The organism is Marinobacter segnicrescens, from assembly GCF_900111555.1.
GTDB classification, from domain to species: domain Bacteria; phylum Pseudomonadota; class Gammaproteobacteria; order Pseudomonadales; family Oleiphilaceae; genus Marinobacter; species Marinobacter segnicrescens.
In genome coordinates this window covers 1-24,943 of the sequence record NZ_FOHZ01000032.1, presented here as the reverse complement: position 1 = coordinate 24,943, position 24,943 = coordinate 1, and the positions used below count along the sequence as shown (strand labels likewise).

Annotated in this window: 26 protein-coding genes and 1 pseudogene; 17 read left to right on the top strand and 10 right to left on the bottom strand. The window is 58.6% G+C overall.

Features of this window, described 5'->3' with window-relative positions; translation table 11 throughout:
* Positions 1 to 299: transposase (locus BM036_RS17725; protein ID WP_177186051.1), on the top strand; the 299-nt coding region annotated here is incomplete at its 5' end.
* Here the strand turns inward: BM036_RS17725 and BM036_RS17720 are convergent.
* Positions 286 to 684, bottom strand: coding sequence for a VPA1269 family protein (locus BM036_RS17720; RefSeq protein WP_091854778.1), 399 nt, complete (start codon positions 682 to 684; stop codon positions 286 to 288). The two genes, BM036_RS17725 and BM036_RS17720, sit on opposite strands and share 14 nt — an antisense overlap.
* A gap of 116 nt (positions 685 to 800) precedes the next feature.
* Between BM036_RS17720 and BM036_RS17715 the strand changes: the two genes are divergently transcribed.
* Complete coding sequence (locus BM036_RS17715) at positions 801 to 2,054, top strand: IS256 family transposase (RefSeq protein WP_091854776.1); 1,254 nt, start codon at positions 801 to 803, stop codon at positions 2,052 to 2,054.
* Here BM036_RS17715 and BM036_RS17710 read toward each other — a convergent pair.
* The 3 genes and pseudogenes from BM036_RS17710 to BM036_RS20385 all read right to left on the bottom strand — a co-directional run.
* Positions 2,006 to 4,468 (bottom strand): VPA1269 family protein, encoded by a 2,463-nt coding sequence (locus tag BM036_RS17710; protein WP_091854774.1) that lies wholly within the window; start codon positions 4,466 to 4,468, stop codon positions 2,006 to 2,008. The two genes, BM036_RS17715 and BM036_RS17710, sit on opposite strands and share 49 nt — an antisense overlap.
* Positions 4,458 to 5,837: a gamma-mobile-trio recombinase GmtY gene (gene gmtY / locus BM036_RS17705; protein ID WP_091854772.1), complete on the bottom strand. Its 1,380-nt coding sequence runs from the start codon at positions 5,835 to 5,837 to the stop codon at positions 4,458 to 4,460. The genes BM036_RS17710 and gmtY overlap by 11 nt, the downstream gene beginning before the upstream one ends.
* Before the next feature lie 130 nt (positions 5,838 to 5,967).
* Positions 5,968 to 6,084 (bottom strand): annotated as a pseudogene (locus BM036_RS20385) (radical SAM protein); the annotation flags it as partial.
* A 299-nt stretch (positions 6,085 to 6,383) separates the two neighbouring features.
* Between BM036_RS20385 and ahpC the strand changes: the two are divergent.
* The 3 genes from ahpC to ahpF all read left to right on the top strand — a co-directional run bounded on the left by ahpC (position 6,384) and on the right by ahpF (position 10,815).
* Positions 6,384 to 6,950 carry an alkyl hydroperoxide reductase subunit C gene (ahpC, locus tag BM036_RS17695; RefSeq protein WP_177186098.1) on the top strand — a complete coding sequence of 189 codons (567 nt, stop codon included), beginning with the start codon at positions 6,384 to 6,386 and terminating at the stop codon, positions 6,948 to 6,950.
* Between the two features lie 213 nt (positions 6,951 to 7,163).
* Complete coding sequence (locus BM036_RS17690; RefSeq protein WP_091854768.1) at positions 7,164 to 9,062, top strand: ATP-binding protein; 1,899 nt, start codon at positions 7,164 to 7,166, stop codon at positions 9,060 to 9,062.
* A gap of 163 nt (positions 9,063 to 9,225) precedes the next feature.
* Complete coding sequence (gene ahpF, locus BM036_RS17685) at positions 9,226 to 10,815, top strand: alkyl hydroperoxide reductase subunit F (protein ID WP_091854766.1); 1,590 nt, start codon at positions 9,226 to 9,228, stop codon at positions 10,813 to 10,815.
* A 71-nt stretch (positions 10,816 to 10,886) separates the two neighbouring features.
* On the opposite strand, the gene BM036_RS17680 is transcribed toward ahpF, so the two are convergent.
* Positions 10,887 to 11,696, bottom strand: coding sequence for an OmpA family protein (locus BM036_RS17680; protein ID WP_091854764.1), 810 nt, complete (start codon positions 11,694 to 11,696; stop codon positions 10,887 to 10,889).
* A 16-nt stretch (positions 11,697 to 11,712) separates the two neighbouring features.
* Positions 11,713 to 12,075 (bottom strand): DUF4398 domain-containing protein, encoded by a 363-nt coding sequence (locus BM036_RS20135; RefSeq protein WP_177186097.1) that lies wholly within the window; start codon positions 12,073 to 12,075, stop codon positions 11,713 to 11,715.
* A gap of 145 nt (positions 12,076 to 12,220) precedes the next feature.
* On the opposite strand from BM036_RS20135, the gene BM036_RS17670 reads away from it, so the two are divergent.
* Entirely contained in the window at positions 12,221 to 12,802 is a 582-nt protein-coding gene (locus tag BM036_RS17670; RefSeq protein WP_091854762.1) for a YgjV family protein, read from the top strand.
* Here BM036_RS17670 and BM036_RS17665 read toward each other — a convergent pair.
* Positions 12,780 to 13,319, bottom strand: a complete 540-nt coding sequence (locus BM036_RS17665) for a type 1 glutamine amidotransferase domain-containing protein (protein ID WP_091854760.1) — start codon at positions 13,317 to 13,319, stop codon at positions 12,780 to 12,782. The two genes, BM036_RS17670 and BM036_RS17665, sit on opposite strands and share 23 nt — an antisense overlap.
* 207 nt (positions 13,320 to 13,526) lie before the next feature.
* Between BM036_RS17665 and BM036_RS17660 the strand changes: the two genes are divergently transcribed.
* From BM036_RS17660 to BM036_RS17645, 4 genes are all read left to right on the top strand, one after another.
* Positions 13,527 to 13,736: an acetyltransferase gene (locus BM036_RS17660; protein WP_091854758.1), complete on the top strand. Its 210-nt coding sequence runs from the start codon at positions 13,527 to 13,529 to the stop codon at positions 13,734 to 13,736.
* 102 nt (positions 13,737 to 13,838) lie between these two features.
* Positions 13,839 to 14,456, top strand: coding sequence for a LemA family protein (locus BM036_RS17655; RefSeq protein ID WP_091854756.1), 618 nt, complete (start codon positions 13,839 to 13,841; stop codon positions 14,454 to 14,456).
* Positions 14,456 to 15,202: a TPM domain-containing protein gene (locus BM036_RS17650; RefSeq protein ID WP_091854754.1), complete on the top strand. Its 747-nt coding sequence runs from the start codon at positions 14,456 to 14,458 to the stop codon at positions 15,200 to 15,202. Before BM036_RS17655 ends, BM036_RS17650 begins: the two co-directional genes overlap by 1 nt.
* A gap of 40 nt (positions 15,203 to 15,242) precedes the next feature.
* Positions 15,243 to 15,860: a TPM domain-containing protein gene (locus BM036_RS17645; RefSeq protein WP_091854752.1), complete on the top strand. Its 618-nt coding sequence runs from the start codon at positions 15,243 to 15,245 to the stop codon at positions 15,858 to 15,860.
* A gap of 7 nt (positions 15,861 to 15,867) precedes the next feature.
* Here BM036_RS17645 and BM036_RS17640 read toward each other — a convergent pair whose 3' ends face one another.
* Positions 15,868 to 16,677 carry a PhzF family phenazine biosynthesis protein gene (locus BM036_RS17640; protein WP_091854750.1) on the bottom strand — a complete coding sequence of 270 codons (810 nt, stop codon included), beginning with the start codon at positions 16,675 to 16,677 and terminating at the stop codon, positions 15,868 to 15,870.
* On the bottom strand, positions 16,634 to 16,951 hold the full coding sequence (locus BM036_RS19985; RefSeq protein WP_143066645.1) for a hypothetical protein: 318 nt from the start codon (positions 16,949 to 16,951) through the stop codon (positions 16,634 to 16,636). Before BM036_RS19985 ends, BM036_RS17640 begins: the two co-directional genes overlap by 44 nt.
* 180 nt (positions 16,952 to 17,131) lie before the next feature.
* Between BM036_RS19985 and BM036_RS17630 the strand changes: the two genes are divergently transcribed.
* Complete coding sequence (locus BM036_RS17630; protein ID WP_091854747.1) at positions 17,132 to 18,541, top strand: aminotransferase-like domain-containing protein; 1,410 nt, start codon at positions 17,132 to 17,134, stop codon at positions 18,539 to 18,541.
* A gap of 105 nt (positions 18,542 to 18,646) precedes the next feature.
* Positions 18,647 to 19,081: a CopD family protein gene (locus BM036_RS17625; RefSeq protein ID WP_218144838.1), complete on the top strand. Its 435-nt coding sequence runs from the start codon at positions 18,647 to 18,649 to the stop codon at positions 19,079 to 19,081.
* A 5-nt stretch (positions 19,082 to 19,086) separates the two neighbouring features.
* On the opposite strand, the gene BM036_RS17620 is transcribed toward BM036_RS17625, so the two are convergent.
* Positions 19,087 to 19,605, bottom strand: a complete 519-nt coding sequence (locus BM036_RS17620; protein WP_091854743.1) for a DUF2231 domain-containing protein — start codon at positions 19,603 to 19,605, stop codon at positions 19,087 to 19,089.
* 57 nt (positions 19,606 to 19,662) lie between these two features.
* On the opposite strand from BM036_RS17620, the gene coxB reads away from it, so the two are divergent.
* From coxB to BM036_RS17595, 5 genes are all read left to right on the top strand, one after another.
* Positions 19,663 to 20,334, top strand: coding sequence for a cytochrome c oxidase subunit II (coxB, locus tag BM036_RS17615; protein WP_091854780.1), 672 nt, complete (start codon positions 19,663 to 19,665; stop codon positions 20,332 to 20,334).
* Entirely contained in the window at positions 20,331 to 22,826 is a 2,496-nt protein-coding gene (ctaD, locus tag BM036_RS17610; protein ID WP_091854741.1) for a cytochrome c oxidase subunit I, read from the top strand. The genes coxB and ctaD overlap by 4 nt, the downstream gene beginning before the upstream one ends.
* A complete protein-coding gene (locus BM036_RS17605) occupies positions 22,823 to 23,158 on the top strand; it encodes a hypothetical protein (protein WP_091854740.1) in 336 nt (111 codons plus the stop codon). The genes ctaD and BM036_RS17605 overlap by 4 nt, the downstream gene beginning before the upstream one ends.
* Before the next feature lie 50 nt (positions 23,159 to 23,208).
* Positions 23,209 to 23,769 carry an LOG family protein gene (locus BM036_RS17600; protein WP_091854737.1) on the top strand — a complete coding sequence of 187 codons (561 nt, stop codon included), beginning with the start codon at positions 23,209 to 23,211 and terminating at the stop codon, positions 23,767 to 23,769.
* 110 nt (positions 23,770 to 23,879) lie between these two features.
* Positions 23,880 to 24,818 carry a glutathione S-transferase family protein gene (locus BM036_RS17595; RefSeq protein WP_091854735.1) on the top strand — a complete coding sequence of 313 codons (939 nt, stop codon included), beginning with the start codon at positions 23,880 to 23,882 and terminating at the stop codon, positions 24,816 to 24,818.
* The last annotated feature ends 125 nt before the right edge of the window (positions 24,819 to 24,943 follow it).

The following is a 24,943-nucleotide window of genomic DNA, read 5'->3' as shown; positions in this document are numbered from 1 at the left end:
CGACTCATAAAACACCAGAGGTAAAAGCCTGGCTGGAGAAACATCCCCGGTTCAAGCTTCACTTCACACCAACCAGCGCCTCCTGGCTGAATGCCGTGGAGGGCTGGTTTGGTCAACTGGAACGCCGTGCTTTGTACCGTGGCATTTTTACCAGTGTCGGCGAACTGAAGAAGGCGATTCGTCGCTTTATCCAAACTCATAATGAGAAGCTGGCAAAGCCCTTCCGCTGGCACAAAAGCGCAGAATCGATTATGACTTCAGTGGCGCGAGCAAAGTTGAGTGTCATTAATGATAAATAAACGAATTACCCAGACGGGACACTAGGTCCTCCTCCCGTCTCTGGCTGTAGAATAACAGTGCAGGCAGGGTTCGTGTGAAAGCGGTGGTCGTGAACATGGGCGATAACTTTTCATCACAGGCGTTAGACGCCGGATCACGGAACAGGAACGCTTGTTTTCCGCGCCTTTTGAGGACGTCATTGTGTTGCGGATACCGCAGCCTGATTTGCGTCCACGGTGTGAGTTCTTTGATAGGATTGTATTTGGATTGCCACTCCCGAAGCTGGACAACCCAATACGCCAGATCTTCCGGCATGAAGGGAATATCGTAGCCTCCATGTTTCTTTCCGGTTTTGTTCGTCGTGATGTACGAACTCAACTCACCATCGTCATTTCCTTTCCGTATGAAGCCCTGATTCCGGAGTTATGGTGATTTCTGGTGTATGGAAGCAGGCTGAAGGGGTGGCGTATCCTGTTGGTTGATTTCCGCCAAGATCACAACCAACAGAGGAATGATACGCCATGTCCAAGTCTAACCTGCATGCTCTTTCACAACCAGAGGTAGCCAGCAACGACCCGTTGCACGAGTTGATCCGGCAGGGTGCCCGGGATCTGATCGCACAGGCCGTTGAGACGGAGCTGGAGAGCCTGTTGAAGCAGTACGCGGACGTCAAGACGCCGGATGGCCGCCGTGCTGTGGTGCGTAATGGACACCTTCCCAAACGCACTGTCCAGACAGGCGTCGGCGACGTGGAAGTCCGGGTTCCCAAGGCCCGGGACCGCAGTGGCGCTGGCATTCGCTTCAACAGCCACCTGCTGCCACCGTACCTGAAGCGCGCCCGGAGCCTGGAGGAACTGATTCCCTGGCTCTACCTGCGTGGCGTTTCCTCCGGTGACTTCCAGGAGGCCCTGAGCGCGCTGGTCGGCGAGCAGGCCAATGGCCTGTCGGCTAACACGGTATCCCGGCTCAAGGTGAAATGGCTTGATGAGCACAAGGACTGGCAGAGACGGGACTTGAGCCAGAAACGCTATGTGTACTGGTGGGCCGACGGCGTGTACAGCAACGTCCGCCTGGACGACCGGCTCTGCCTCCTGGTGATCATCGGCGTGACCGAGCATGGTCACAAGGAGCTGGTTGCTGTCGAGGACGGCCACCGGGAGTCCGAGGCCAGTTGGCGAGAGCTACTCACGGATTTGCGGGAACGGGGCCTGGAGCCCTCGCCCAAGCTGGCTGTTGGCGACGGCGCACTGGGCTTCTGGAAGGCCCTGAGCAAGGTGTTTCCGGATACCCGGCATCAGCGGTGCTGGGTCCATAAAACCGCCAACGTGCTGGACAAGCTGCCCAAGTCGGTGCAGCCGAAGGTGAAGTCAGCCTTGCATGAGATCTATCTGGCCGAGACACGAGACAGTGCCCACAAGGCGTTCGACAGCACCCTGCGGCGGTTCCGGGACAAGTACCCCAAGGCCATGGAAAACCTGGAGAAGGATCGGGATGAATTGTTGGCCTTCTATGATTTTCCGGCGATTCACTGGATTCACTTACGGACCACCAATCCGATTGAATCCACCTTCGCCACAGTACGACTGAGAACCAAGCGGAGCCGCTCCTGCGGCAGCCGTGACACCACCTTATCGATGGTGTTCAAGCTGCTCCAGTCCGCCCAGAAACGCTGGAAGCGGATCAAGGGGTTCGACCAACTGAAGCTGGTCGTGGACAACGTACAGTTTCAGGATGGAATACAGGTGGAAGACCAATCTGACAGGAACGCTGCCTGATGGTCATACACCAGATTTGACAATAACTCCTGATTCCGTTTGCGCGTCGCAAACTGGCTTGGGTTATTGATCCAGTTGACCTTCCCATCGCGCCATATCGGAACAAACTCATCTCCCTCTCCGCTGTCGAGCCAACAAATCTGCTGGCCTCGTAGTGGAATGGATAACAGCGTGTAGTTCGCGACAATTTTTACGGGCGACCATAACTCGTACACCTCTTCAGAATAGCGCTCGCCATCTCGCTTTCGGTCTTTTGTCACCGCTCGATAAATGCAGTTTGGGTCGCTGTCATCTATTAACTGTGGATCAACCTCAAACCAGCAGTCTTCCAGGAACGCATGCAATCGATAGAGATCGCGAAACGACGTTGCCTCAGGGGGAATCAGATGCTGTTTGGCTCGCAAAATGGCCTCCATGGGCAGTGGAGGCTTGTTCGATTCACTGCGCCTAGCGCTGGGTAACTGGTCTAGCAAGCCCTTTAGGACGGTTCGCAGAGGGTTGCGATAACCAGGCAAGACTGCCAGCTCGCCATCATCATCCTCGTCAGAGCAATAAGTTTCCAAAACCCATTCAAAGAAATTGGAGCATATTTTGTGCCGTGCTTTTTTTTGAGTCTCCCCCGTGGCGTGAACAAAGGCCTCGTAAACTCGGTCATTGAACGGAATGTCCCTCGACAGCATGACCCCTGGATCGTCGATTAACTTTTGCGTTGCAACATAGTCTTTGAGAAAGCCCCTCAAATGCGTGTATTTCGCATTCTGATTAACGCCAGAATACACAAAACGCTGAATGGCTTTCCAAAACCTTGGATAAGCGGTCAGCAAATTGGGATCAAATGCGTTTTCATTACCTAGAAACTTGGGCCAACCAGGCCAGTGCTCGGAGTAGCGAACGTGAGGATTGACTGGCAGTCTGGGATCTTGATGATAGCCCTTTGTATACTCAACGAGCGATTTGAAGCCTAGTCTCTGAGCGACCTCAGACGCTTCGGCATAGGTAGCGTATTTCTTTGGAGGGCGGGCGATACCCAAAAAATCGAACCAGTCGACCCAGTCATCTGAATAAATTTCATTGGGAAGGCTTGGCAACCCTACGTCATTCCGGTACAAATTTTTATATTGCTTGGAGCTTTTAATGGCTAAGGCTTGCGCCGCCGCAGACGCTTCGGCGTAGGTGGCGTACCATTTCTCACCGGAGCGGGCACTACCCAAGAACTCGAACCAATCCACCCAATCCTGAGCGTAAAAAACGTTAGGATGAACAGCTAGCCTAGGGTCTCGATGGCAGCTTTCATGGTATTCGACGCTTGATGTAAATCCCAGTCGTTGAGCGGCCTCGGACGCCTCGACGTAGGTGGGATAGAATGCTTCACCGCGGCGGTCTGTACCTAGAAAAGCGTGCCAGTCCACCCAGTCCGCAGTATAGGTTTGGTTCGGAGCGCTCGGCAGTCTTGGATCTTGCCGGTAACCTTTAAAATATTCTTCAGACTTTTTCAAACCTAGGGCCTGTGCGGCCTCAGATGCTTCGGCGTAAGTGGCATAGTTCCGCTGCGTACCCAGAAAAGCGTGCCAGTCCTCCCAGTTCTCTGCATAGACGTTCTCCGGGTTGTAGGGCAGTTTCAGATCTTTTTTATAGCCCACTTGATATCCCTTTAGCGTCTTCAATCCTAACCGCTTAGCGGCCTCAGACGCTTCGGCGTAAGTGGCATAGTTCCGCTGCGTACCCAAAAAAGCGTGCCAGTCCTTCCAATTCTCTGCATAGGCATTCTCCGGACTGTAGGGCAATTTAGGATCTTTGCTAAAGCCCTTTAAGTATTGAGCTCGTTTTGCGAACCCCAATCGCTTCGCGGCCTCAGACGCTTCGGCATAAGTGGCATAGTTCCGCTCTCTACCGAAAAAGTCGTACCAATCCACCCACTCATCCGAATAGAATGTGTCGGGTCTGATCGGCAGTCTAGGATCTTGTTGGTAGCCCTTTAGGTATTCTTTCGATGATTTGAATCCCAGGCGCCGAGAGGCCTCGTACGCTTCGGCGAGGGTGGCGTATTTTTCAGGAGGGCGCTTTACGCCTAAAAAATCATATGTGTCTATCCAGTCAGCAGCATAGTAAACGTTGGGTGCCGCCGGTAATTTGAGATCCAGCTTATATTCCTTCTGGTATTCAGGAAATGTTTTGAATCCGAGGCGCTGAGCGGCTTCTGACGCTTCAGCGAGGGTGGCGTACCTGTTCTCACCGGGACGATCAGTGCCAAGGAACTCGTACCAATCGTCCCAATCCTTGGCGTAAGCGTTATTGGGATTCGACGGCAGCTTTGGGTCTTGTTGGTAGCCCTTTTTATATTCAGAACGTGATTTGAACCCCAAGCGCTTAGCGGCTTCAGACGCCTCAGCGACAGTGGCGTATTTAATCCTCATGAGTGAGTCCCTGCTTGCTTGGAGATATTAAGCCGTGCTCGGGTGACAAACTGTTCAAATGCGCACGCATCTGCTTATCAGTGAGTTCGGTGTAGACCTGCTGACTTTCTATCGATTTGTGGTGCAGGGCGTTTTTGATTATAAACGGGCTGGCCTTTGCATCGGCGAGTGCTTGCCCGTAGGAGTGGCGGTGCGCGTGTGCGGTCGTACCCGCTTCTTTTGAAAACAGTAAACCAATTCTTTCAACGGCCCTCTTAAGCGATTGGTTATACCCTTTAATCGAGTGCGGAGCGCCCGATTGCGTTGTGAATGCAAACGGGTGTTTATCGTCGTCTGGGTGCCGCTGGTACGTCAGGTAAAGTCGCCACAAGTCGTTGAAGGTCTCGCCGGCACTTTGCGGAAACCACCAAACCCGCAGAAAGTGGCGACTTTCGTTGTCCTCTTTTGGTGCCTTCCAGCCTGCGTGCAACGTATGGGATTTCGAATACTCAAATCGTGGCTGCATCCCATACTTTTGGATCAGCTCTTCACGCCTGCTGGGGCCGTTTGGACGGGTTCGTCCTTTGTCCGGGTGAAAAACCTTAACCAGTGCGGTTCCATCCTCCCATGGCGCGACATCCTCTACCCAAAGGTGAAAGCATTCGCTGAGCCGGAGTCCGCCGTAGTGCATCAGCATCGTGATCAGCACATTTTTTAGGTCGAGACGCTCATGAACAGTGTCGCTGGTTTCGAAACCGTATCTCGTAAAGCCGTTCCATAAGAGATCGTCAATGCGTCCTTCCGGAAAGCTTTTCTTGCCCTCGTTTCCGCTAGAACGTGAAACCTTCCTGGGCATGACTTTCCGAAAATGAGAGGGGTCTGGCTTGCTGGCCCATAGATGTGACAGAAAAGCCCGCCGTTTCTTCTGGTAGAAGGCTGCTAGGCCCATCCATTCTTCATAACGATTGGGTCTAACCTTTGGATTTATCTGAAGCTTTTTCTCTTCAGACTGTTCAGAGAGCCAGTCTGTGTAATTGGTTATGAGGCTGATCAGAAAAGCGGCGTCTTTATCGCTGCGTGGCCGCCAACGCAACCAACTCGGGTCGCTACCGTCCTCGCCAATCGTTCCCGTGTAAAGGCTGTTTGAGAACTCTCGAAAAAGTTGGTGAGGGTTTGCGAAGCAGTCTTTGTTCTGATTCGTGTAATCAATGAGAAGTCGAACAGCAAAAGCACTTCTGTCTTTCCAGCTCCGAGATTTGTTCCGATGTACAATCAGATAGTCCAGATAACTTTTCAGCAAACCATCATGGGTGACGATCACCGGGAGACTTATCTTGGTCCCTGTGTTGTCCACTTTGACGCGTGCCTCTATGCAGACGCTACTTAGCACACGATCCCCAAAATGGTATTAATAGTACATTTCGAATTCAACTATATACTTCTGCGGGCATAAAAAAAACCAGAACTTGACCTTTGGTCCCACTTTTTCCGTATTTTAGGATGTTTTTTCTATTCCACTAATCGCAGAAGGTGCACTTGTTCCAGGAACAGCCATTCGTTACCGGCAGGATGAGGGAGTTCGCCTCGCTGGGTGGGCGGAACACAGGTTCGACGTAGTGAATAGGGAGTTCGTGCATGGTCAGAAAGCTCACGGAGAGTGTATCAGAACGGTCACACAGATTAGCGAATATGGGGCACACAGTGAATCGTCCCGCACAATGACCGGTTGGTAATCTGCGGCTGTTGAAATCCGGTACTGACTACCCAATAAAGCCTGTGCAGTCACTTATTGCGGGGTTTCTGCGGCCAGCCTGGCCTGGCAGGAACGAAAGTTTTATAGGTCTGGCCTATTGCTCATTTAAAGTTAATCAATTTGAGGAATTAGGCAGGACCAACTACATTGGGTGTCCCAACCAACTTGAAGGAGATTGAATCAATGACAACTCTGGTAAATACCGAGATCAAACCGTTCAACGCAACCGCATTCAAACAGGGCGAGTTCGTTGAAATTTCCGATGCCGACGTGAAAGGCAAGTGGGCCATCTTCTTCTTCTACCCGGCTGACTTCACCTTCGTTTGCCCGACCGAGCTGGGTGATGTGGCGGACAAGTACGAAGAGCTGCAGAAGCTGGGCGTAGAAGTGTTCTCCGTGTCCACCGACACCCACTTCACCCACAAGGCGTGGCACGACAGCTCCGAGACCATCGGCAAGATCCAGTACTACATGGTTGGCGACCAGACTGGCACCATCACCAACAACTTCGGTGTGATGCGTGAAGGCCAGGGCCTGGCAGACCGAGCTACCTTCCTGGTAGATCCGGATGGCGTTATCCAGGCAATGGAAATCACCGCCGAAGGCATCGGCCGTGACGCCGACGACCTGATGCGCAAGGTCAAGGCTGCCCAGTACGTTCGCAAGCATCCTGGCGAAGTCTGCCCGGCCAAGTGGAAGGAAGGTGACGAGACCCTGTCTCCGTCCCTGGACCTGGTAGGCAAGATCTAAGCTCCCTGCTGAAGGGAAGCTGACCTGAGCCAGGGCCTGCAGTGCAGGTACTGGTTCCCTGAAAACCCCGGCTTGTCCGGGGTTTTTTGCGTTTGGTGATCCCGGCGTTGAGGCTTGTCATGAGCAGCCTGGCTGAAATCGGCTAAGGTAGGTGCTGTATGCGTACCAGATTTGATGGTTGGTTTCCTACATCGGGCGGACAGGGACAAGGCTATGGGTATAACGGCTATTCCAGTGGACCAGCGGGTGATCGATATCGACTCGCGGCGCTTTGCATCCATCGAAAAAGCGCTGGTGGAGCTCATCACGAACAGTGACGACAGTTACAACCGGCTTGAGCGCAAGGGTGTTGCTGTCGCCGCAACCATTCGTGTCGAATACGAGCGACACCAGCATGGTGCCAGGTTGGTAGTGGCGGACCAGGCTGAAGGCATGTCGTGGCAGCAGGCCCTGGCAAGCCTGACCTATGGTGGGGCACACAGTCCCCTCGCCCGGGGTGAGGGCACGGGCAGGGGCTATTTCGGGCGCGGCCTCAAGCAGGCCATTTACGGTCTCGGGTACGGCTGGCTGGAGACTATCCGGGATGGGCGCTATACCCGTGTAGACCTGTTCAGGGGTGAGCACGGAGAGTATCTCTACGACGACGGTTCCGGTGACCGGGAGGCAAGGGACACCGACTATGCCCGACTGGGCACGGATGCCAATGGAACCCGCGTAGCCATTATTATCGACAACCCGTTGGTACAGATCATCCAGTTTCGTTCGGTACTCCATTCCGTGTCCCATAATATCTATCTGCGGGAAATCCTTGGCCGGCGCACGATTGAGCTGGTACACCGTCAGGCGGGCAGGGAGGCAGAGCGAATCGCACCGGTTCATTACCTGGAGCCCGAAGCGAGGGTACTGACGGGGCCGCAGCAGCCTTTCAGCTTCGTTTACGAGCAGCAGACCTGGCCATTTACGTTGACCTTGAAACGGGCGCTGACCGCAGAGCTGACCTTGCGGGGAGACGAGCGTACCAACGGCTTACTGGTGCTCTCCGGCAATGCGGTACTGGATTGTCAGATGTTTGAGTTCGAGAACCAGGTGGGGACCGAGTACCTGTTTGGCGAGGTGAACTGCCCCGGGCTCTCGGAAAAGCTCGGTCAGGGGCTGGCCGTGATCAGTGATGAACGTGAAGGCCTGAACCTGAAAGAGCCCTTTGTGGCAGCCTTCGCACGGGCAGTCAGTAAACTGATCAGGCCGGCTGTCGCACAAGAGCGTGAGAACCTGCGCTACCTCGAACATGCGACGGCGTCGGGCAGGACCGACCATATGATCGAGCACCTGCTAGGGCGAATGAACCGTGCGGCCATCGAGGACCTGCATATTGCCCTTCCGGCGCCCGTTGAAACAGCCTCGGCGCCGGAATCCGGGGAAGCCTCCCTGCGCTTTACCACGCCGTTCTATTACCGGGAGGCCGGTCGCCCTTTCCATATCACTTTGCTGGTGGATCCGGCCCGCTTTGAGCCAGATGATGTTCTGCATATCAGTTACCAGTTTCCGGATTCAGTGGAGCTGGATACCGCGATTACGGAAGTGCCGGTAACGGACCTTGCGGACAAGGGCCGGATCCAGTGGACGGTTGCCGGTGATACCATTGGTGACCGCGGCGAGATTACTGTTCGTTCCCGCCACTACCTCGCCTGGTGCGAGGTTGTCATTGCCGATCACGGGGCCCATCACCATCATCAGCGTCCCTCAACGCGCCGGGCTCATCACCGCCACAATGGACCGCCGCGGGACCACGGCGAGATGATGTTCACCGGTTATGAGTTCCGCAATCTGCATAACGAACTTGAGCGGGCCGTGTACAGCCACGATGAGCGCAAGATCCTGATCAATACCGCTGCGCCGACTGTCCAGCTTTATGTGGATGGCCGGGGCCGGTTCCGGGATTCGGCACGGTTGTTACTTGCGGAACTGTTTATGGACGTGATCTCGGATGAACTGGCCAGGTACCAGCTGGTACGGGATGGCGGCGAGGAAACGGTGGCGGCTTTCCACGCGGCCAAGATGGCCATCATCCGTCGTTATGGCAGCGACATTCATCGATCATTTTCCAGTTACTGACAGGGCCGGATGGGATACCTCGCGTATATAGCGCAGTTCTATCAAATGGTTTAGACCAATTAATTTGAGCTTGGTGATGAGGGTCCGTATCGTAACCCTAACTTCAATTAACCACTTTTTCTGATTCAGCCACCCGGCTTAAGACATCAAGGGGAATGCATACATGTTGGATGCCAATATCAAGCAACAGCTTCAGGCCTATATGGAAAAGCTTCAGCAGCCGATCGAGCTGGTGGCAGCCTACGACGACAGCAGGAAATCCCAGGAACTCAGGGAGCTGCTGGAAGAGATCGAGCCGCTGTCCGACAAGATCGGCCTGCGTACGGAAACTGACGAGAACGTACGTCGTCCTTCCTTCACAATTAACCGCGTAGGTACTGACATCGGGGTGCGTTTTGCCGGCATTCCCATGGGCCACGAGTTCACCTCGCTGGTACTGGCCCTGTTGCAGGTGGGCGGTCACCCGTCCAAGGCCTCCCAGGAAGTGATTGAGCAGATCGGGTCACTGGATGGCGAGTACGAGTTCGAGACCTTCTTCTCCCTGTCCTGCCAGAACTGCCCGGACGTGGTTCAGGCCTTGAACCTGATGAGTATCATCAACCCGAAGATCCGCCACACCGCGATCGACGGCGCCCTGTTCCAGGATGAGGTCGAGAAAAAGGAAATCATGGCGGTACCGGCCGTGTTCATGAACGGCGAGCCCTGGGGCCAGGGCCGTATGACCCTGGAAGAGATCGTGGCGAAGCTGGATGAGAACGCCGGTGCGAAAGAAGCCGAGAAGCTCAGCCAGAAAGCCCCCTATGAAGTGCTGGTGATCGGCGGTGGCCCGGCGGGCGCCTCCGCAGCCATTTATGCCGCCCGTAAGGGAATCCGCACCGGTATTGCTGCCGAGCGCTTTGGTGGCCAGGTATCCGATACCATGGGTATCGAAAACCTGATCTCTGTGCCCTATACCGAAGGCCCCAAGCTGGTGGCGGCCATGGAGCAGCACGTCAAGGAATACGACGTGGACATCATGAATATGCAGCGCGCCGAGAAACTGATTCCGGCAGCCCGGACCGGTGGTTACCACGAGATCCAGCTGGCCAACGGCGCCTCACTGAAGGCTCGCAGCCTGGTGCTGTCCACGGGTGCCCGCTGGCGCCAGCTGGGTGTACCTGGTGAGGAAGAGTATCGCAACAAGGGCGTAGCCTACTGCCCGCACTGCGACGGTCCCCTGTTCAAGGGTAAGCGCGTTGCGGTTATCGGTGGCGGTAACTCCGGTGTCGAGGCAGCGATCGACCTGGCCGGTATCGTGGGCCACGTGACCCTGCTGGAATTCGCCGACGAAATGCGGGCGGATGAGGTGCTGCAGAAGAAACTGCGCAGCCTGAAGAACGTGGAGATCCTGACATCTGCCCAGACCACCGAGATCACCGGTGAAGGCGGTAAGGTGAACGGCCTGACCTACCGCGACCGTAACAGTGGTGACAACCACCACGTGGCGCTGGAAGGTGTGTTCGTCCAGATCGGCCTGGTGCCGAACACCGAGTGGCTGAAGGGTGACATCGAGCTGAGCCAGCATGGTGAAATCATGGTGAATGAGCGTGGCGAAACCTCCATTCCGGGTGTTTTCGCGGCTGGTGATGCGACGACGGTACCCTACAAGCAGATCGTGATTTCCATGGGAGAGGGCTCCAAGGCTGCACTGAGCGCCTTTGACTTCCTGATCCGTCACGAAGTGCCGGAAGAGGCGGAGGCCGAAGTAGCCTGATCCGCCAGGCCATAACGAAAAAGGCCCCGCAGCCGTCTGGTTGCGGGGCCTTTTTGCGTCTAGTGGGCAAATCAGCGTGAGCCGATATTACCGTCCCGGTCGGAGATGACGATTTCCACCCGTCGGTTTTCCTGGCGTCCGGCGGCAGTGGTATTGGTGGCCTTGGGGTATTCCTCTCCAAAGCCCTGTGTTTCAACCCGGTCCGGGTCTATGCCATCGGAGAGCAGTTTGTTTTCAACCGCCTGCGCACGGCTCAGGGACAGCTCCTGGTTATAGGCTGCTTCCCCCGTACTGTCGGTATAGCCTTCGACCCGTACCCGGTAGTTGGGATACTCCTGCATAAAGTCCGAGAGCTTGCGAACGGTGCGCTCACCAGCGGGCTTGAGTTCGGCCTCGTCAATGTCGAACAGTACGTCCCCCAGGGTCATCACCATGCCACGGTCGGTCTGTTCCGCCTGCAGCCGATCCATCTGTTCCCGCAGCATGCGGGCCTGGAGTTCTGCTTCCTGGGCGCGGCGCTCACCAATGCGAATGCGCAGGTCATCCCGCTGGCGCTCCGCTTCGCTCAGCTCCTCCTGAAGGCCGGCGCGCAGTGCTTTCTCCCGGGCCAGGTCCAGGTGTCGGTTGGCCAGGTAGAGCTGGTGCCCAAGGGCTTCTTCATCGCCGCCTTCCGCGTGGAGGGTTTCAGCCTGGCCCAGTGCCGTTTCCGCATCCCGCAGGTGTGACAGGCCGTTGCGTGCAATCTCGGAATTCTCCACGGCTTCTTCATAGGCCGCCTGTGTTTCACTCAGGGCGGGGTTTTCCGGTGGGGTACTGGCGCAGGCCGAAAGCAGTGCAGCGGCGGTGATCACCGGAACCGTGCCAAAGTAGTGCCGTTTCATATTGCCTCCTTGGGGGTCAGTTCTGGTTTTCCAGGTTTCGGCGCAGGGAATCGATGCTGGCCCTGACATCGCCCAGTTCGTCACGTACCTTCTGGGTCTCGGCCCTGGCCTCGGCCAGGCGGGCGTCCACCTCGGCCTGCTCCAGCAGCCGACGTGCCTCGCCATACCGCTCCTCGGTAATGAGGGATTCGGCCGTAGCGACTTTCTCACGGGCAGCTGCAACCATGCTGGGCTCTGTATCCTCGCCACCGGCATTGGCGGCAGATTGCAGGGCTGATTGCGCCGATGCCAGCTGGTCATCCGGCTTCGGGCCCGGATTGGTGGCACAGCCGGTGAGGAAGGCACCGGTTACCAGTATTGGCAGAACACGGGAAAACATGCGCGAGTCTCCTTGTGGCGGGTTTTCTCGTTCAGGTGGCATACCATAAGGTATGGCAGTTTCAGAAAGCGTAGCAGTAAACGACTTGCACCCTGTTGTTAGCCGCATGACAGTTGTGCAATAAACCATTGGTTTGTGGGGATCCATGCCTGACCTTGATAGCCTTACCCTCGCCAGTTTGGCCGGCCAGTTCTTCGGGCTGGTGGCGCTTGCCATCTGCCTGGTGGCCTTCGCGAGCAAGAACGATGACCGGCTGCTGGTGCTGCTGATTTCCGCCAACGTAGCGTTTGCGTTGCAGTTTGCGTTCTTTGGCAGCTGGACGGCGGCGGCCCTGACGGTGCTGGTGATCGCAAGGATCGTACTGGCACGCCGCTATGTGGGCAGTCAGTGGGTGATGTGGGTGGTACTGGTGGCGAACCTGGTGGCAGCGGCGCTGACCTGGCGGGACTGGGTGGATGTACTGCCGCTGACGGCGGCGACCCTGGGCACCATCGCCATGTTCCTGCTGCGGGGTATTCCCATGCGCATCATGCTGGGGCTGGCGGCCCTGGCCTGGATGCTGAACAACCTGGCGATCGGCTCCATTGGCGGAACCCTCGCCGAGGGCATGATCTTCGTTACCAACGTGATCACCATCATCCGGATGGCCCGGGCAAGGAAACGCTACCCGGGCGCATCGGTAGACAGCGCCGGCCCAGCCGGCCCTAGTGACCAAGCACCTCGATAATCTTGCTGGAAAACGCTTCCAGGTCGTCCGGGTTACGGCTGGTGATCAGGGGCGCGTCGTAGCAGACCTTTTCGTCTACCCAGTGACCGCCGGCGTTCACGATATCGGTTTTGACGCTGGGGAAAGACGTCAGTGTGCGGCCCCGAACAACGTTGGCCTCTACCAGCAACCATGGCGCGTGGCAGATGGCGGCCACCGGCTTGCCGGCTTCCACGAAGCTGCGGGCAAACGCCACGGCGGCCCGATCTTGCCGCAACTCATCCGGATTCGCCACGCCGCCGGGTAACACCAGGGCGTCATAGTCATTGAAATCCACGTCTCCAACCAGCTTGTCCACCTTGAAGGTGTCGCCCTTGTCCAGGTGGTGGAAGCCGTCGATGCTGCCTTCTTTAATGGACACCAGTTCGGTTTCGGCACCAGCTTTTTCCAGGGCCTCCCTTGGGTCCGTCAGTTCGACCTGCTCTACGCCATCGGTGGCGAGGAACGCGACCTTCTTCCCTTTCAGTGATGCACTCATGGTGAAACCTCCCGGGTTTGTGGTTGATAAAAAGCATAGATCACTACCCCTCAGTTCTGAGGCCGGCAGAGCAGGAAAAAACCACATGCAGGGTTACGCGTTATTAATGGCAGGGGCATTGTCGGATGTAAGAAAGGTTGCAGAAGCGGGTTACGAGGGCCACATTGAACAGAAAGCCATGTCGATACCGGAACCAGGAGGCTCTCTATGTTGCTGGCGGAAAAATCCACCGGACACCTTGTCGAAATCAGTGATATCAAGGCCCTGTACGACCCGAACGAACAGGAGGTCACCGGCAGTGTCCACTACGGCGAAGAGGCCCAGGACCCTGAGCCCATCGCCAAGTCAAAGCTGGCCTTTCCTTCCGGCGAGCCATTACCGGTTTGCTGGACGGACCCGGATTACCGGCAGAAGTGACAGGTGCCCCTTTTCAGGGACTGTGCCGGTTTGGGACACTACTTCAGGGAAAAGCGCCTGGCTGAAACCGGGCGCTCGCGCGATCAAAAGGAAGTAATAAACATGACCTATACTTCAGGGCGGTCCGGACAGTGGGCGTTCCTTCAACTGAGCCTGGTGGTGGCCCTGGTGTCACTCCTGACCGGTTGCGGTATCAACAATATTCCCACCTACGACGAGCAGGTGAAGGCAGCCTGGTCCCAGGTTGAAAACCAGTATCAGCGCCGGGCGGACCTGGTGCCGAACCTGGTGGAAACCGTGAAGGGTTTCGCTGCCCAGGAACAGGAGACCCTGACGGAGGTCGTCGAGGCCCGCTCCCGGGCGACGTCCATCCAGGTGGACGAAAGTATTCTCAATGATCCTCAGAAGTTGCAGCAGTTCGAGCAGGCCCAGGGCCAGCTGACCAGCGCCCTGAGCCGTTTGATGGCGGTTTCAGAGCGCTATCCCGAACTGAGATCCAACCAGAATTTCCTTGCATTGCAATCCCAGCTTGAAGGCACCGAGAATCGGATCGCCGTTGCCCGGCGGGACTTTATCCAGGCGGTCGAACGCTACAACACGGAGCTCCGCACCTTCCCCGGTCGTATCTGGCACAGCCTCCTGTACGGCGATATGGAATTGCGGGAAAACTTCGAGGCTACCACCGAGAACGCAGATCAGGCGCCGCAGGTTGAGTTCTGATGGTTGTGCTTCGCCCCCTGATCCTGCTGATCACCCTGTGCCTGCTGCAAAGTCCGGCCTGGGGCCAGGCTACCCCCGAGTTTCCCGAGCTCACAGGCCGCGTGGTGGATGGCGCCGGAATGCTTTCACAGGATGAGGCGTCGGCACTCACCGAAATGCTGGCGGCCCATGAAGAAGCCACCACCAACCAGGTGGTCGTTGTCACCCTGCCTGATCTTCAGGGTTACCCGATTGAGGAATTCGGTTATCAGCTCGGGCGCCACTGGGGCATTGGTCAGAAAGGCGAAGATAACGGCGCACTGTTGATTGTCGCCGAGGAAGAACGGGCAATCCGTATCGAGGTGGGTTACGGGCTCGAGGGGCGGCTTACCGACGCCACGTCCTCCGCCATTATCAACCAGGTCATCACACCAGCCTTCCGCCAGGGCGAATTTGCCCGGGGCATAACCGACGGTACCGAAGCCATGATCCAGGCACTGGGCGGCGAGTCGGTGGCTGTGCCCGGGGGAGAGGCAGCACCCGGGGACAAACCCAACCTGCTTGCAGTGATCTTCTTTTTCATCATTATCGTGTCGTTTATTTCGCTGGTCGGGGGCGGCGGCCGTGGCGGTCGCGGCAGGGGTGCCCTGGCGGCGGGTGCCTTGCTGGGTGCCGGTATGGGCGGCCGTGGTGGTGGCTTTGGAGGCGGCGGCTTCAGTGGTGGGGGCGGCGGTTTCGGCGGCGGTGGCGCGTCCGGAGGATGGTAGCCGGATAAATGGACAATTTACCTGAGAGCAAGATCACTCCATGACGCTATTAACCTCGACTGAACAGGATCGGGTGGCTGCGGCCATCAATGCCGTTGAACGGGAAACGGATGCCGAGCTGGTTACCGTGCTGGCCCGCCAGGCAGACAGTTACGCCTATATTCCCCTGCTCTGGGCCGCCATCCTGGCTTTACTGCTGCCCGGTCTGGTTAACTATTTTACCGAGTGGTTTGACGCCGATTTACTGCTGTTGGTCCAGTGGGGCGTTTTCCTTGTACTCGGTGCCTTGTTCGGCATACCCAGGATCAATACCAGGCTGATTCCCCGCCATGTTCGATACTGGCGGGCCGGGAACCTTGCCCGCCGGCAATTCCTGGAACAGAACCTGCACCATACGAAAGGCAGCACCGGTATGCTGATCTTCGTATCGGAAGCGGAGCGTTATGTCGAGATCCTGGTTGACCAGGGTATTTCCGCGCGGGTCGACAACGCGGTCTGGGAAGGGATCGTCCAGGTCTTCACCCGCCAGGTGCGCCAGGGCGACACCTGTCAGGGTTTCCTCGATTGCATCCAGGCCTGCGGCGAGCATCTCAGGGAGCAGGTTCCGGCTACCCACGAGCGGAATGAACTTCCCAACCACCTGGTCATCCTGCCCTGAACATGGATCAGGGTATTTCCACCTCGCCTGCCATATAGAACGCAGCCTTCCCGGCAATGCCAACCCGGTCACCCCGGTGTTCGCAGCGTAACTCACCGCCGCGGGCGGAGAGCTGACGGGCGAGCAGCGGATTCCTGTCCAGCCGCTCTGACCAGTAGGGTGTGAGGGCACTGTGAATGGAGCCGGTCACCGGGTCTTCATCGATGCCGATGCCCGGGGCGAAGTAGCGGCTGACAAAGTCGCAGTCATCACCCGGGGCGGTGATGATAACGCCCTGGTTGTCCAGTGCCCGCAACAGGCCCAGGTCCGGGCTGGCCTGGAGGACCGCTTCCGCGCTATCCAGTACCACCAGGTAGTTGGTGTCATGGGGTACTTCGAAGACCAGGTCCCGGGTTTCCGGCAGGGCCTTGCGTAACAGCTCGGGTATCGCCACTGGTTCGATGGAGAGTGCGGGGAAGTCCAGCTCCAGTGATCCGTCCGACCGTCTGGTTACGCCCAGCTCGCCGCGAAGGGAACGGAACCGGATCCGGTCACCTTCCCAACCCAGTCGGTTGAAGAGTACCCAGGCGCTGGCCAGGGTAGCGTGACCGCACAGGGGCACCTCGGCACCCGGGGCAAACCAGCGAATATGGAAGTCGGCGGCTGAGTCCTCGCCTTCCGGCACAAGGAAGGCCGTCTCTGACAGGTTGTTCTCGGCCGCCAGCGCCTGCAGAACCCCATCCGGCAACCAGTTCTCCAGGGGCATGACCGCCGCCGGGTTGCCCCTGAAAACTTCACTGGCGAAGGCATCGACCTGGTAGAAGGGTAACGTCCGCATGATGCAGGCTCCTGTCGGTGTGAGTGAGATACTGTGCAGCCCGGTCCATCAGGAACCGGCTGAGCTCGGCTTTGCTGTAGAAATGCAACTCCGGCAGCGGCTCGCCGGTGGTCAGAACCCAGTGGTGGAGGCGCCGTCGTTCCACCCGGTAACCCATGTTGCGCAGGGCAGTTTCCGGCTCGGAAGCTGTAATCTCAGTATCACCTCCTACCCGCAGAAGGTCCTGGCGCGAGCCTGAACAGTGTAGTGTGCAGGTGTTTGCGGGGTGTGTCATGGGAAGTCTCCTTTCCCGGTTCGTGAGGCTTCCAGTGTCTCCCTCCGGTGCGATCCATAACAGATTCAGCTATTCTGCTTTTGAACCGGTACAGCGTGTTAGGACGCCGGAACTGTACCGGTCGTTCTGACACTCAACTGTGCTGTGTCGTTGACCATGACCTGTGGAAGGATAGTCAGTATGGAAACTCTCTATCACCAGGTGGCTGACCAGGTGGAAACCCTGATTCGCGACGGCGTGTTCCGGGACGGCGAGCGCCTGCCGGGGGTGCGTGTGCTTAGCCGGCAGCTGGGGGTCAGTGTGGCCACTGTCCTGCAGGCTCACCAGACGCTGGAAGGGCGGGGTTTGCTGGAGCCCCGTGAGCGCAGTGGCTACTTCGTGCGGCGTCCTCCGGTCGATGCACCCGAGCCGGCCATGTCCGCCCAGGATGTCCGCCCCGTGCCGGTGACCCTGCGGGACATGGCCATGGACCTCTGCTCTGACGAAGAGAAGCGGATGGTCCCGCTGGCAACGGCGGTTCCCCATCCCGACTACCTGCCGATCCGGCAGATTCAGCAGGCGTCAATCTGGGCCGCCCGCCGCGGCCTGGAATCCCTGGACTATGCCTTTCCCGGCAAGAGCGCCTTTCGACGCCAGATTGCCCAACGCATGGCCGCGCTGGGCGTTGCCGTTTCGCCGGATGAGATCCTGGCCACCAATGGCGCCCAGGAAGCCATCATCATGGCCCTGCGGGCGGTGACGAGTCCCGGCGACATTGTCGCCGTGGAATCGCCCTCGTTCCCCGGTATCCTGCAGGCGCTTGAGGTGGTGGGCCTGAAGGTGATCGAGATTCCGGCCCATCCCGCAGAAGGTCTCAGCCTGGAGGGATTGCAGCTGGCCATGGATCAGTGGCCCATCCGCGCCTGCGTGGCCGTCACCAATCACAGTAACCCCATGGGCATGCGGTTGTCGGACGAGCACAAGCAACGGCTGGTGTCGTTGCTGGAGGATGCAGGCGTCCCGCTGATCGAGGATGATATCTACGGCGATCTCGCCCACTCGGGTGAGCGTCCACGGCCGGCGAAGAGTTTTGACCGTACGGGCAACGTGATCTATTGCAGTTCTTTCTCCAAGACGATCTCCCCGGGATTGCGACTGGGGTGGATCGCGCCGGGGCGCCACTTCCCGGCGGTACGCCAGCAGAAGTACTTCACGAACCTGGCCACGGCCACCCTGCCGCAGATTGCCGTCGCCCATTTCCTGGAGCAGGGCGGTTATGACCGCTACCTTCGTGGTGCCCGGCGCACCTACAGGGAGTCGGTGGAAAGACTGCGGTCCGCGGTCGCCCGGTACTTCCCTGCGGGCACGGCGGTCAGCCGGCCAAGCGGCGGCTTCGTGTTGTGGGTGCAGTTGCCGGCAAATTGCTCCGGTACCCAGGTCTATCGGCTGGCCAGGGAGCGGGGTATTAACGTGGCGCCCGGCATCATGTTTTCCACCACAGGTAAATACGAAAACTGCCTTCGCCTCAATGCGGCCAACCCCTGGACACCTCGGATCGAAGAGGCTGTCCGCACCCTGGGCGAGCTGTCGGCTGCCGTGCTATCAGACTGAAGGCTGCCGCATTACCAATTCCTAATCTGAATACCACCTTCCTTCCCCGCGTCTACACTGAAGACAGCCTGGACAGGGCACGCGGTAAAGGGAGGTCGTCCGATCTTGAAGGGATTTCTGGTGTTACACATCTCGGCGCTTCTGGTCTGGATCGGGTGTCTTTTCTATCTGCCGGCGCTGGTGGCGAGCCACATGGGTAGCAGCCATTCCCTGGAAGAGCGCCCGCACCCCTATGATTCCCTCTCCCGCCTGTTATTTACCCGGCTGGCCACACCGGCAGCGCTGGTGGCGATATTTGCCGGCACCGTGGTGTTCACTATTGATATCAACTTTGAACCCTGGTTGATCGCGAAGCTGACGGTGGTGTGTTTGCTGGTGGTTCTGCACACCCTGACCGGTGTGCTGATCGTGCGGGCGGAAACCAGGCCCGATGCGCCGGTAACCCTGTGGAGCGGGCTGTTGATGGCGGGCATTGCTGCGGTGGTGCTGGTCATACTCTGGCTGGTGCTGGCGAAGCCGCCAGTGGAGCAATGGCTATGAGCCGGTCAGTCCACCAGCCTGTCTTCCTCGATGTTCCGGATTTTCTCGTTGCGTCGGGCCCGGTTGATGCTTTTTTCCGCTGCCACCCCGACGGCATGGTCATACACCAACTGGCCGCCGAGAAAACTGGTGATGCTGATCATCACCCCGCTGAGCAGGCTCACGTAGAGCCCCCAGGGAATGATCAGCGCTTCCACGTCCCCCAGTCGAAGCAGCCAGTTCAGGGTCGCAAGCGACAGCAGCATCACCGCCATGATGCCGTGACACCAGGCGATCACCAGGCGGCGTATTTCTTTCACCAGAACCAGGTCCAGGACGCCTATCAGCCCGGAAAACCATCCCCCCAACATGCCAATCGCGGCGAGCCAGGTGCCGGCCCGGGCCCAGAAACTGTCACCAGTCAGGGCGTAGCCGATATCCGTTCCGATCAGTCCCAACAGGGCGGCAACGGGGAAGTGGATCAGCATGGGGTGGATGGGGTGGCCGAACAGCGCCATGCGGCTGCGAATCGGGGCGACATCCATGGGGCTGCGGACTCCTTCCGTGACAGGAACAGACTTTATCCAACGTTAGCAAAGTTGGTGGCGATTACCACTCCACTTCTGCTGGGCGGCTGCGGCGGGCCACTCTCAGCGTTGGACCCGGCTGGCGAGAGTGCCCGGTCTGCTGCCTGGTTGTGGTGGGCAATGCTGGGCTTGCTGGGCACCATCATGCTGTTGGTATTTGCCGTATGGTTCATTGCCCTGCGCCGTGCCCCGGCGAAGACGGAATCCGGAGCCAGGCGAGCCGCCAGGTGGTGGATTATCGGTGGCGGGCTGGTGTTGCCCATGACCGCCATCGTACTGATCCTGGGCTTCGGTATTCCCCTGGGTCAGCGCATGCTGCCGCTGCCGGTGAGTGATGGTGAGCCCCTGAGAATCAACGTGACGGCCCGCCAATGGCAGTGGCAGGTGAACTATCCGGATAGCGGAATCCGTCTGACGGACGAGGTTCACATACCTGCAAACACCCCGGTGGACCTCCACCTGACCAGCGACGATGTAGTCCATTCCTTCTGGGTGCCCAGGCTTGGGGGCAAGCTGGACATGATCCCCGGGCACACCAATGTCTTGCGACTGCAGGCAGACCAACCCGGCACCTACCGGGGGCAATGCGCCGAGTTTTGCGGGACCGGGCACGCGCATATGAAGTTCCGGGTGCAAGTACATGACCAGACGGCATTCCAGCGCTGGCAACAGGAGGTCAGGGAATGAGCCAGGCGCCTTCAGCGGAACAGCAGGCACGCAACGACCGGTTTGAGCGGGTGTGGGGCAACCTGCCCGGCTGGGGCACGTTGTCCGCCGTCAACCACACCACCGTTGGTCTTCGCTTCCTGATCACCGGACTGATCTTTTTCCTGGTGGGCGGCCTGCTGGCCATGTTGATCCGGACCCAGCTGGCGCTGCCCGAACAGGAGATTATCGGTGCCGACCTGTACAACCAGCTGTTCACCATGCACGGCACGGTGATGATGTTCCTGTTCGCCATTCCGGTACTGGAAGGGGCAGCCATGTACCTGATCCCCAAGATGATCGGCGCCCGGGACCTGGTGTTTCCGCGGCTGAGTGCGCTGGGTTACTTCTGTTACCTTTTCGGCGGTCTGATCATTCTCTCCAGTCTGTTCCTGCAGATTGCGCCGGATTCGGGGTGGTTTATGTATACCCCGCTGAGCAGCCGCGAGTTTTCCCCGGGCATGGGCTCTGACTTCTGGCTGTTGGGGATTACCTTCGTGGAGATCTCCGCGATTTCCGCCGGGGTTGAGCTGGCAGTATCGATTCTCCGGTCCCGGGCGCCAGGCATGAGCCTGCAGCGAATGCCGCTATTTTCCTGGTATATCCTGGCCATGGCCCTGATGATCATTTTCGGCTTCCCGCCGCTGATTCTTGGCAGTGTGTTGCTGGAGCTGGAACGGGCCGCCGGCTGGGTGTTCTTCGCGGTAGAGGGCGGCGGCGATCCCTTGTTGTGGCAGCATCTGTTCTGGCTGTTCGGTCACCCGGAGGTGTACATCATCTTCCTGCCGGCGGCGGGAATCGTGTCCACCCTTATCCCGGTGTTCGCGGGCCGGCCCATCATTGGGTACCGCTGGGTGGTCCTGGCCATCATCATGATGGGATTCGTCAGTTTCGGGTTGTGGGTACACCACATGTTCACCGTGGGTATCCCGCAGATGGCGCAGGCGTTTTTCTCTGTGGCCAGCATGCTGGTCGCGATTCCCACCGCAATCCAGATCTTCGTATGGCTGGCGACCCTGTGGGCCGGCAAGGTGCGGTTTCATCTGCCCATGTTGTGGATCATGGGGTTTCTGATTGTATTCGTATGCGGCGGCCTCACCGGCGTCATGCTGGCCCTGGTGCCCTTCAACTGGCAGGTCCACGACACCCACTTCGTGGTGGCGCACATGCACTATGTACTGGTGGGGGGCATGCTGTTCCCCCTGGTGGCCGGGCTGTATTACTGGCTGCCCCACGTATCCGGTCGCATGCCGTCTGACAGCATGGGGCGGTGGGGGTTCTGGCTGTTCTTTATCGGCTTCAACATGACCTTCCTGCTGATGCACCTGACCGGTTTGCTCGGGATGCCAAGACGGGTCTACACCTACGAGGCAGGTCTGGGCTGGGGCTGGCTCAACCTGTTGTCGTCGGTGGGCGGGTTTGTCATGGCCATCGGAGTCGCGACGGTGATCCTGGATATCGTTCTGCACTTCCGCTTCGGCCGCAAGGCCAGCCCGAATCCCTGGCAGGCGGACACCCTCGAGTGGGCCATCCCGATGCCGGTTAACGCCTATAACTTTGCCAGCATCCCCGAGATCCGCTCCCGCCATCCGCTTTGGGATCAGCCGGAACTGATGCGGAGCATTCCCGCTGGCGAGCACGGGCTAAGCCAGATCGAGGACGGACGACGGGATACCATCGGCAGTGACGCCGTTACCGGCGAGGCGCGGGAGGTCATGCACCTGCCGACGAACTCCTGGGAACCGTTGATTACGGCTGCAGTGCTGGCCGGGTTGTGCCTGTCGTTGCTATTGAAGACCTATCTTCTGGCTATTCTGTTCGCGGTACTGGCACTTGTGGCCTGCCTGAGATGGAGCTGGGTGAACGGCCTGCACCCGCGAATAGCCCCCCGAGACCGGACTGGTGACCTGCCCCTGCACTCCCGGACCACCGATGGCCCCGGGCGCTGGGGAATGATCGTAACCCTGATGGCCGACGGAACCCTGTTCGCTTCGTTACTGTTCGGATGGCTCTATTTGTGGCCAGTGGCACCAGACTGGCAGATGCCGGAGCAGTCCCCCCTGAGTGTCTGGGGGCTGCTTGGCAGTGGGCTGGTGCTCGCGGGTGCACTGGGGCTGTGGTGGAGACAGGTGCAGGGTGCTGTATCCGTGGGTGGCTTGTTGCTGGTTACCGTGGTGGGGCTGGCGCACTGCGTGGCGCTGGTTCTGACGGCCATTGAAGCCGGGCTCGGGCCCGGGGACTCGGCCCATGACTCGATCCTGGCGGTCGTTCTGGCCTATCTGATCTTCCATAGCGGTCTCACAACGCTGCTGACCGGGCTACAGGCATTGCGGGTGAGACAGGGTTACACCAGTCAGGCCCTGCCCTACGAGTTGCGGGTGCTGCATCCGCTATGGGGTTACACAGTGGTGGTTTACTGGATCAGCATCGTGGTGTTCCTGGCACTGCCGGCGGCCTTTGGAGGTGGCGCATGATCCGGTCGCGGTTCTGGCGACATCCGGCCAGCCTGCTGCTGGGGCCGGTGGTATGGTCACTCTGGTTTGTGGTGCTCTATGCGATGTTGTCGCTGTCCTGCCTCCAGGGCTGGCTGGTGAACGGCGGTGACCATCCGGCCGCCATCAATCTGCTGCTGGCCGTTGCAGGGTTGCTGGTGACTCTGTTATTGCTCATCTCGGCATGGTCTGCCTGGCGAACGCCTTCAGAGACCGGGTTTATGCCCCGGACATCCGCCATGGTGTCGGCCTGTTCTGCGGTGGCATCGTTGCTCCTGGTGGTACCGGGGCTGATAATGGCCCCGTGCCTGTGAGGTTCTGACCCCGGGCGTACCATTCACCATCAGCCGGAGTATCCATACCCATGAAAGTCGCCGTATTCTGTGGTTCCAGCCATGGCAACGACCCGAAGTTCGCCCAATGTGCCCGGGAGTTTGGTGAGTACCTGGCCAGCCAGGGTGTGGATCTGGTGTTTGGCGGCGGCAACGTCGGGCTGATGGGTGAGGTGGCAGATGCCGTGCTGGCTGGTGGTCGCCAGGTGTTTGGCGTAATACCGGAGTCCCTGAGGGACCGGGAACTGGCTCACCAGGGTCTGACCGAACTGAAGGTCGTCGGGGGCATGCATGAGCGCAAGGCACTGATGGCGGACCGGGCCGACGCCTTTGTGGCCCTCCCCGGCGGCCCGGGCACCATGGATGAGCTTTTCGAGGCCTGGACCTGGGCGCAGCTGGGTTACCATGACAAGCCGTGTGCCCTGTACAACGTCTTCGGATACTACGACCATCTGCTGGCCTTTATCGAGAACATGGCAGGCAGCGGGTTTCTCAGATCGGAACATCAACGCATGCTGGTGGTTGAGGATAACCCGGCAGCCATGCTGCGGGCGTTGCAGAACTATCAACCGCCGGTTCGCAAATGGAGCTGAACTGTCCCTGCCAGGGTTAGCATCCGGAGGTCGCACTGGCGGTTCGCCCTGTGTCCGGCTAAGCTGGTTGCGTTAAGCAACCATATAGCCATAACAATCCAGGAGCCGCCATGAACGACATCATCCTGCACCATTACCCCGCCTCCCCGTTTGCCGAGAAAGCCCGAATCATGTTGGGCTTCAAGGGCCTGGCGTGGCATTCGGTGGATATACCCCCGGTTATGCCCAAACCGGACCTGACGGCCCTTACCGGAGGCTACCGTAGAACTCCGGTGATGCAGATTGGTGCCGACATCTATTGCGATACCGCCATGATGGCTCGCCAGCTGGACCGCATCCAGTCCATGCCAGCCCTCTATCCGGAAGGCAAGGAGGCAATTGCCGCCAGCTCTGCCCACTTTGCCGACCAGGTGATGTTCCAGCACGGCGTTGCCCTGAATTTCCAGCCCCATGCCGTCGCCGAGCGCTTCAAGGGGATGCCGGAATCGGTGATGAATGCCTTCCTGGCGGACCGTAAGAAACTGTTTGAAGGCGGCAACGCCTCCCGCCTGCATCCTTCCCAGGCCTTGTCCCAGTGGCCGACCCTGCTGGGTCGCCTGGAACAGCAACTGAAGGACAGCGGCACCTTCCTGCTGGGTGAAGAGCCGTGCATTGCCGACTTTGCCTGGTATCACCCGCTATGGTTTGTGGCCAGCAACAAGGCTTCCGCACCCGCGCTGGAACCCTATCCGCAAGTGCGTGGCTGGCTGGATGCGGTGGCTGCCTGTGGTCATGGCGAGCCCTCGGAGTTGGCCTCTGAAGAAGCCATTCGCATAGCCCGCGAGGCAGATCCGGCACCTCTGCGAGAAGCCAGCTTTGTCGATCCCAATGGCCTTGCCCTGGGACAGTCCGTTACCGTTGCTGCCGTGGATTACGGCGTGGATCCCGTCGCTGGCACACTGGTCTACCAGGACGCGGAAGAAGTCGTGATCAGCCGTGAGGACGACCGTGCCGGGCATGTGCACGTGCATTTTCCCCGTTATGGTTTCCGGGTGGAAGCGCAGAAATAGGCGGGATCCATACTCGGTTGAGCCAGCCATAAAAAAGGTTCATCGCGCTTTACCGGGAAACGCTGCTTTTATCTTTAAGAAGAAGTAGCCGTTATCCCGGTAGCCATACGCCATCCTCTTGATCA

Bases quoted from the DNA above. Each gene is read 5' to 3' on its own strand.
- BM036_RS17715 (WP_091854776.1), top strand. From the start codon at position 801: ATGTCCAAGTCTAACCTGCATGCTCTTTCACAACCAGAGGTAGCCAGC.
- BM036_RS17710 (WP_091854774.1), bottom strand. From the start codon at position 4,468: ATGAGGATTAAATACGCCACTGTCGCTGAGGCGTCTGAAGCCGCTAAG.
- ahpC (WP_177186098.1), top strand. From the start codon at position 6,384: ATGACAACTCTGGTAAATACCGAGATCAAACCGTTCAACGCAACCGCA.
- BM036_RS17690 (WP_091854768.1), top strand. From the start codon at position 7,164: ATGGGTATAACGGCTATTCCAGTGGACCAGCGGGTGATCGATATCGAC.
- ahpF (WP_091854766.1), top strand. From the start codon at position 9,226: ATGTTGGATGCCAATATCAAGCAACAGCTTCAGGCCTATATGGAAAAG.
- BM036_RS17680 (WP_091854764.1), bottom strand. From the start codon at position 11,696: ATGAAACGGCACTACTTTGGCACGGTTCCGGTGATCACCGCCGCTGCA.
- BM036_RS20135 (WP_177186097.1), bottom strand. From the start codon at position 12,075: ATGTTTTCCCGTGTTCTGCCAATACTGGTAACCGGTGCCTTCCTCACC.
- BM036_RS17670 (WP_091854762.1), top strand. From the start codon at position 12,221: ATGCCTGACCTTGATAGCCTTACCCTCGCCAGTTTGGCCGGCCAGTTC.
- BM036_RS17665 (WP_091854760.1), bottom strand. From the start codon at position 13,319: ATGAGTGCATCACTGAAAGGGAAGAAGGTCGCGTTCCTCGCCACCGAT.
- BM036_RS17660 (WP_091854758.1), top strand. From the start codon at position 13,527: ATGTTGCTGGCGGAAAAATCCACCGGACACCTTGTCGAAATCAGTGAT.
- BM036_RS17655 (WP_091854756.1), top strand. From the start codon at position 13,839: ATGACCTATACTTCAGGGCGGTCCGGACAGTGGGCGTTCCTTCAACTG.
- BM036_RS17650 (WP_091854754.1), top strand. From the start codon at position 14,456: ATGGTTGTGCTTCGCCCCCTGATCCTGCTGATCACCCTGTGCCTGCTG.
- BM036_RS17645 (WP_091854752.1), top strand. From the start codon at position 15,243: ATGACGCTATTAACCTCGACTGAACAGGATCGGGTGGCTGCGGCCATC.
- BM036_RS17640 (WP_091854750.1), bottom strand. From the start codon at position 16,677: ATGCGGACGTTACCCTTCTACCAGGTCGATGCCTTCGCCAGTGAAGTT.
- BM036_RS19985 (WP_143066645.1), bottom strand. From the start codon at position 16,951: ATGACACACCCCGCAAACACCTGCACACTACACTGTTCAGGCTCGCGC.
- BM036_RS17630 (WP_091854747.1), top strand. From the start codon at position 17,132: ATGGAAACTCTCTATCACCAGGTGGCTGACCAGGTGGAAACCCTGATT.
- BM036_RS17620 (WP_091854743.1), bottom strand. From the start codon at position 19,605: ATGGATGTCGCCCCGATTCGCAGCCGCATGGCGCTGTTCGGCCACCCC.
- ctaD (WP_091854741.1), top strand. From the start codon at position 20,331: ATGAGCCAGGCGCCTTCAGCGGAACAGCAGGCACGCAACGACCGGTTT.
- BM036_RS17605 (WP_091854740.1), top strand. From the start codon at position 22,823: ATGATCCGGTCGCGGTTCTGGCGACATCCGGCCAGCCTGCTGCTGGGG.
- BM036_RS17600 (WP_091854737.1), top strand. From the start codon at position 23,209: ATGAAAGTCGCCGTATTCTGTGGTTCCAGCCATGGCAACGACCCGAAG.
- BM036_RS17595 (WP_091854735.1), top strand. From the start codon at position 23,880: ATGAACGACATCATCCTGCACCATTACCCCGCCTCCCCGTTTGCCGAG.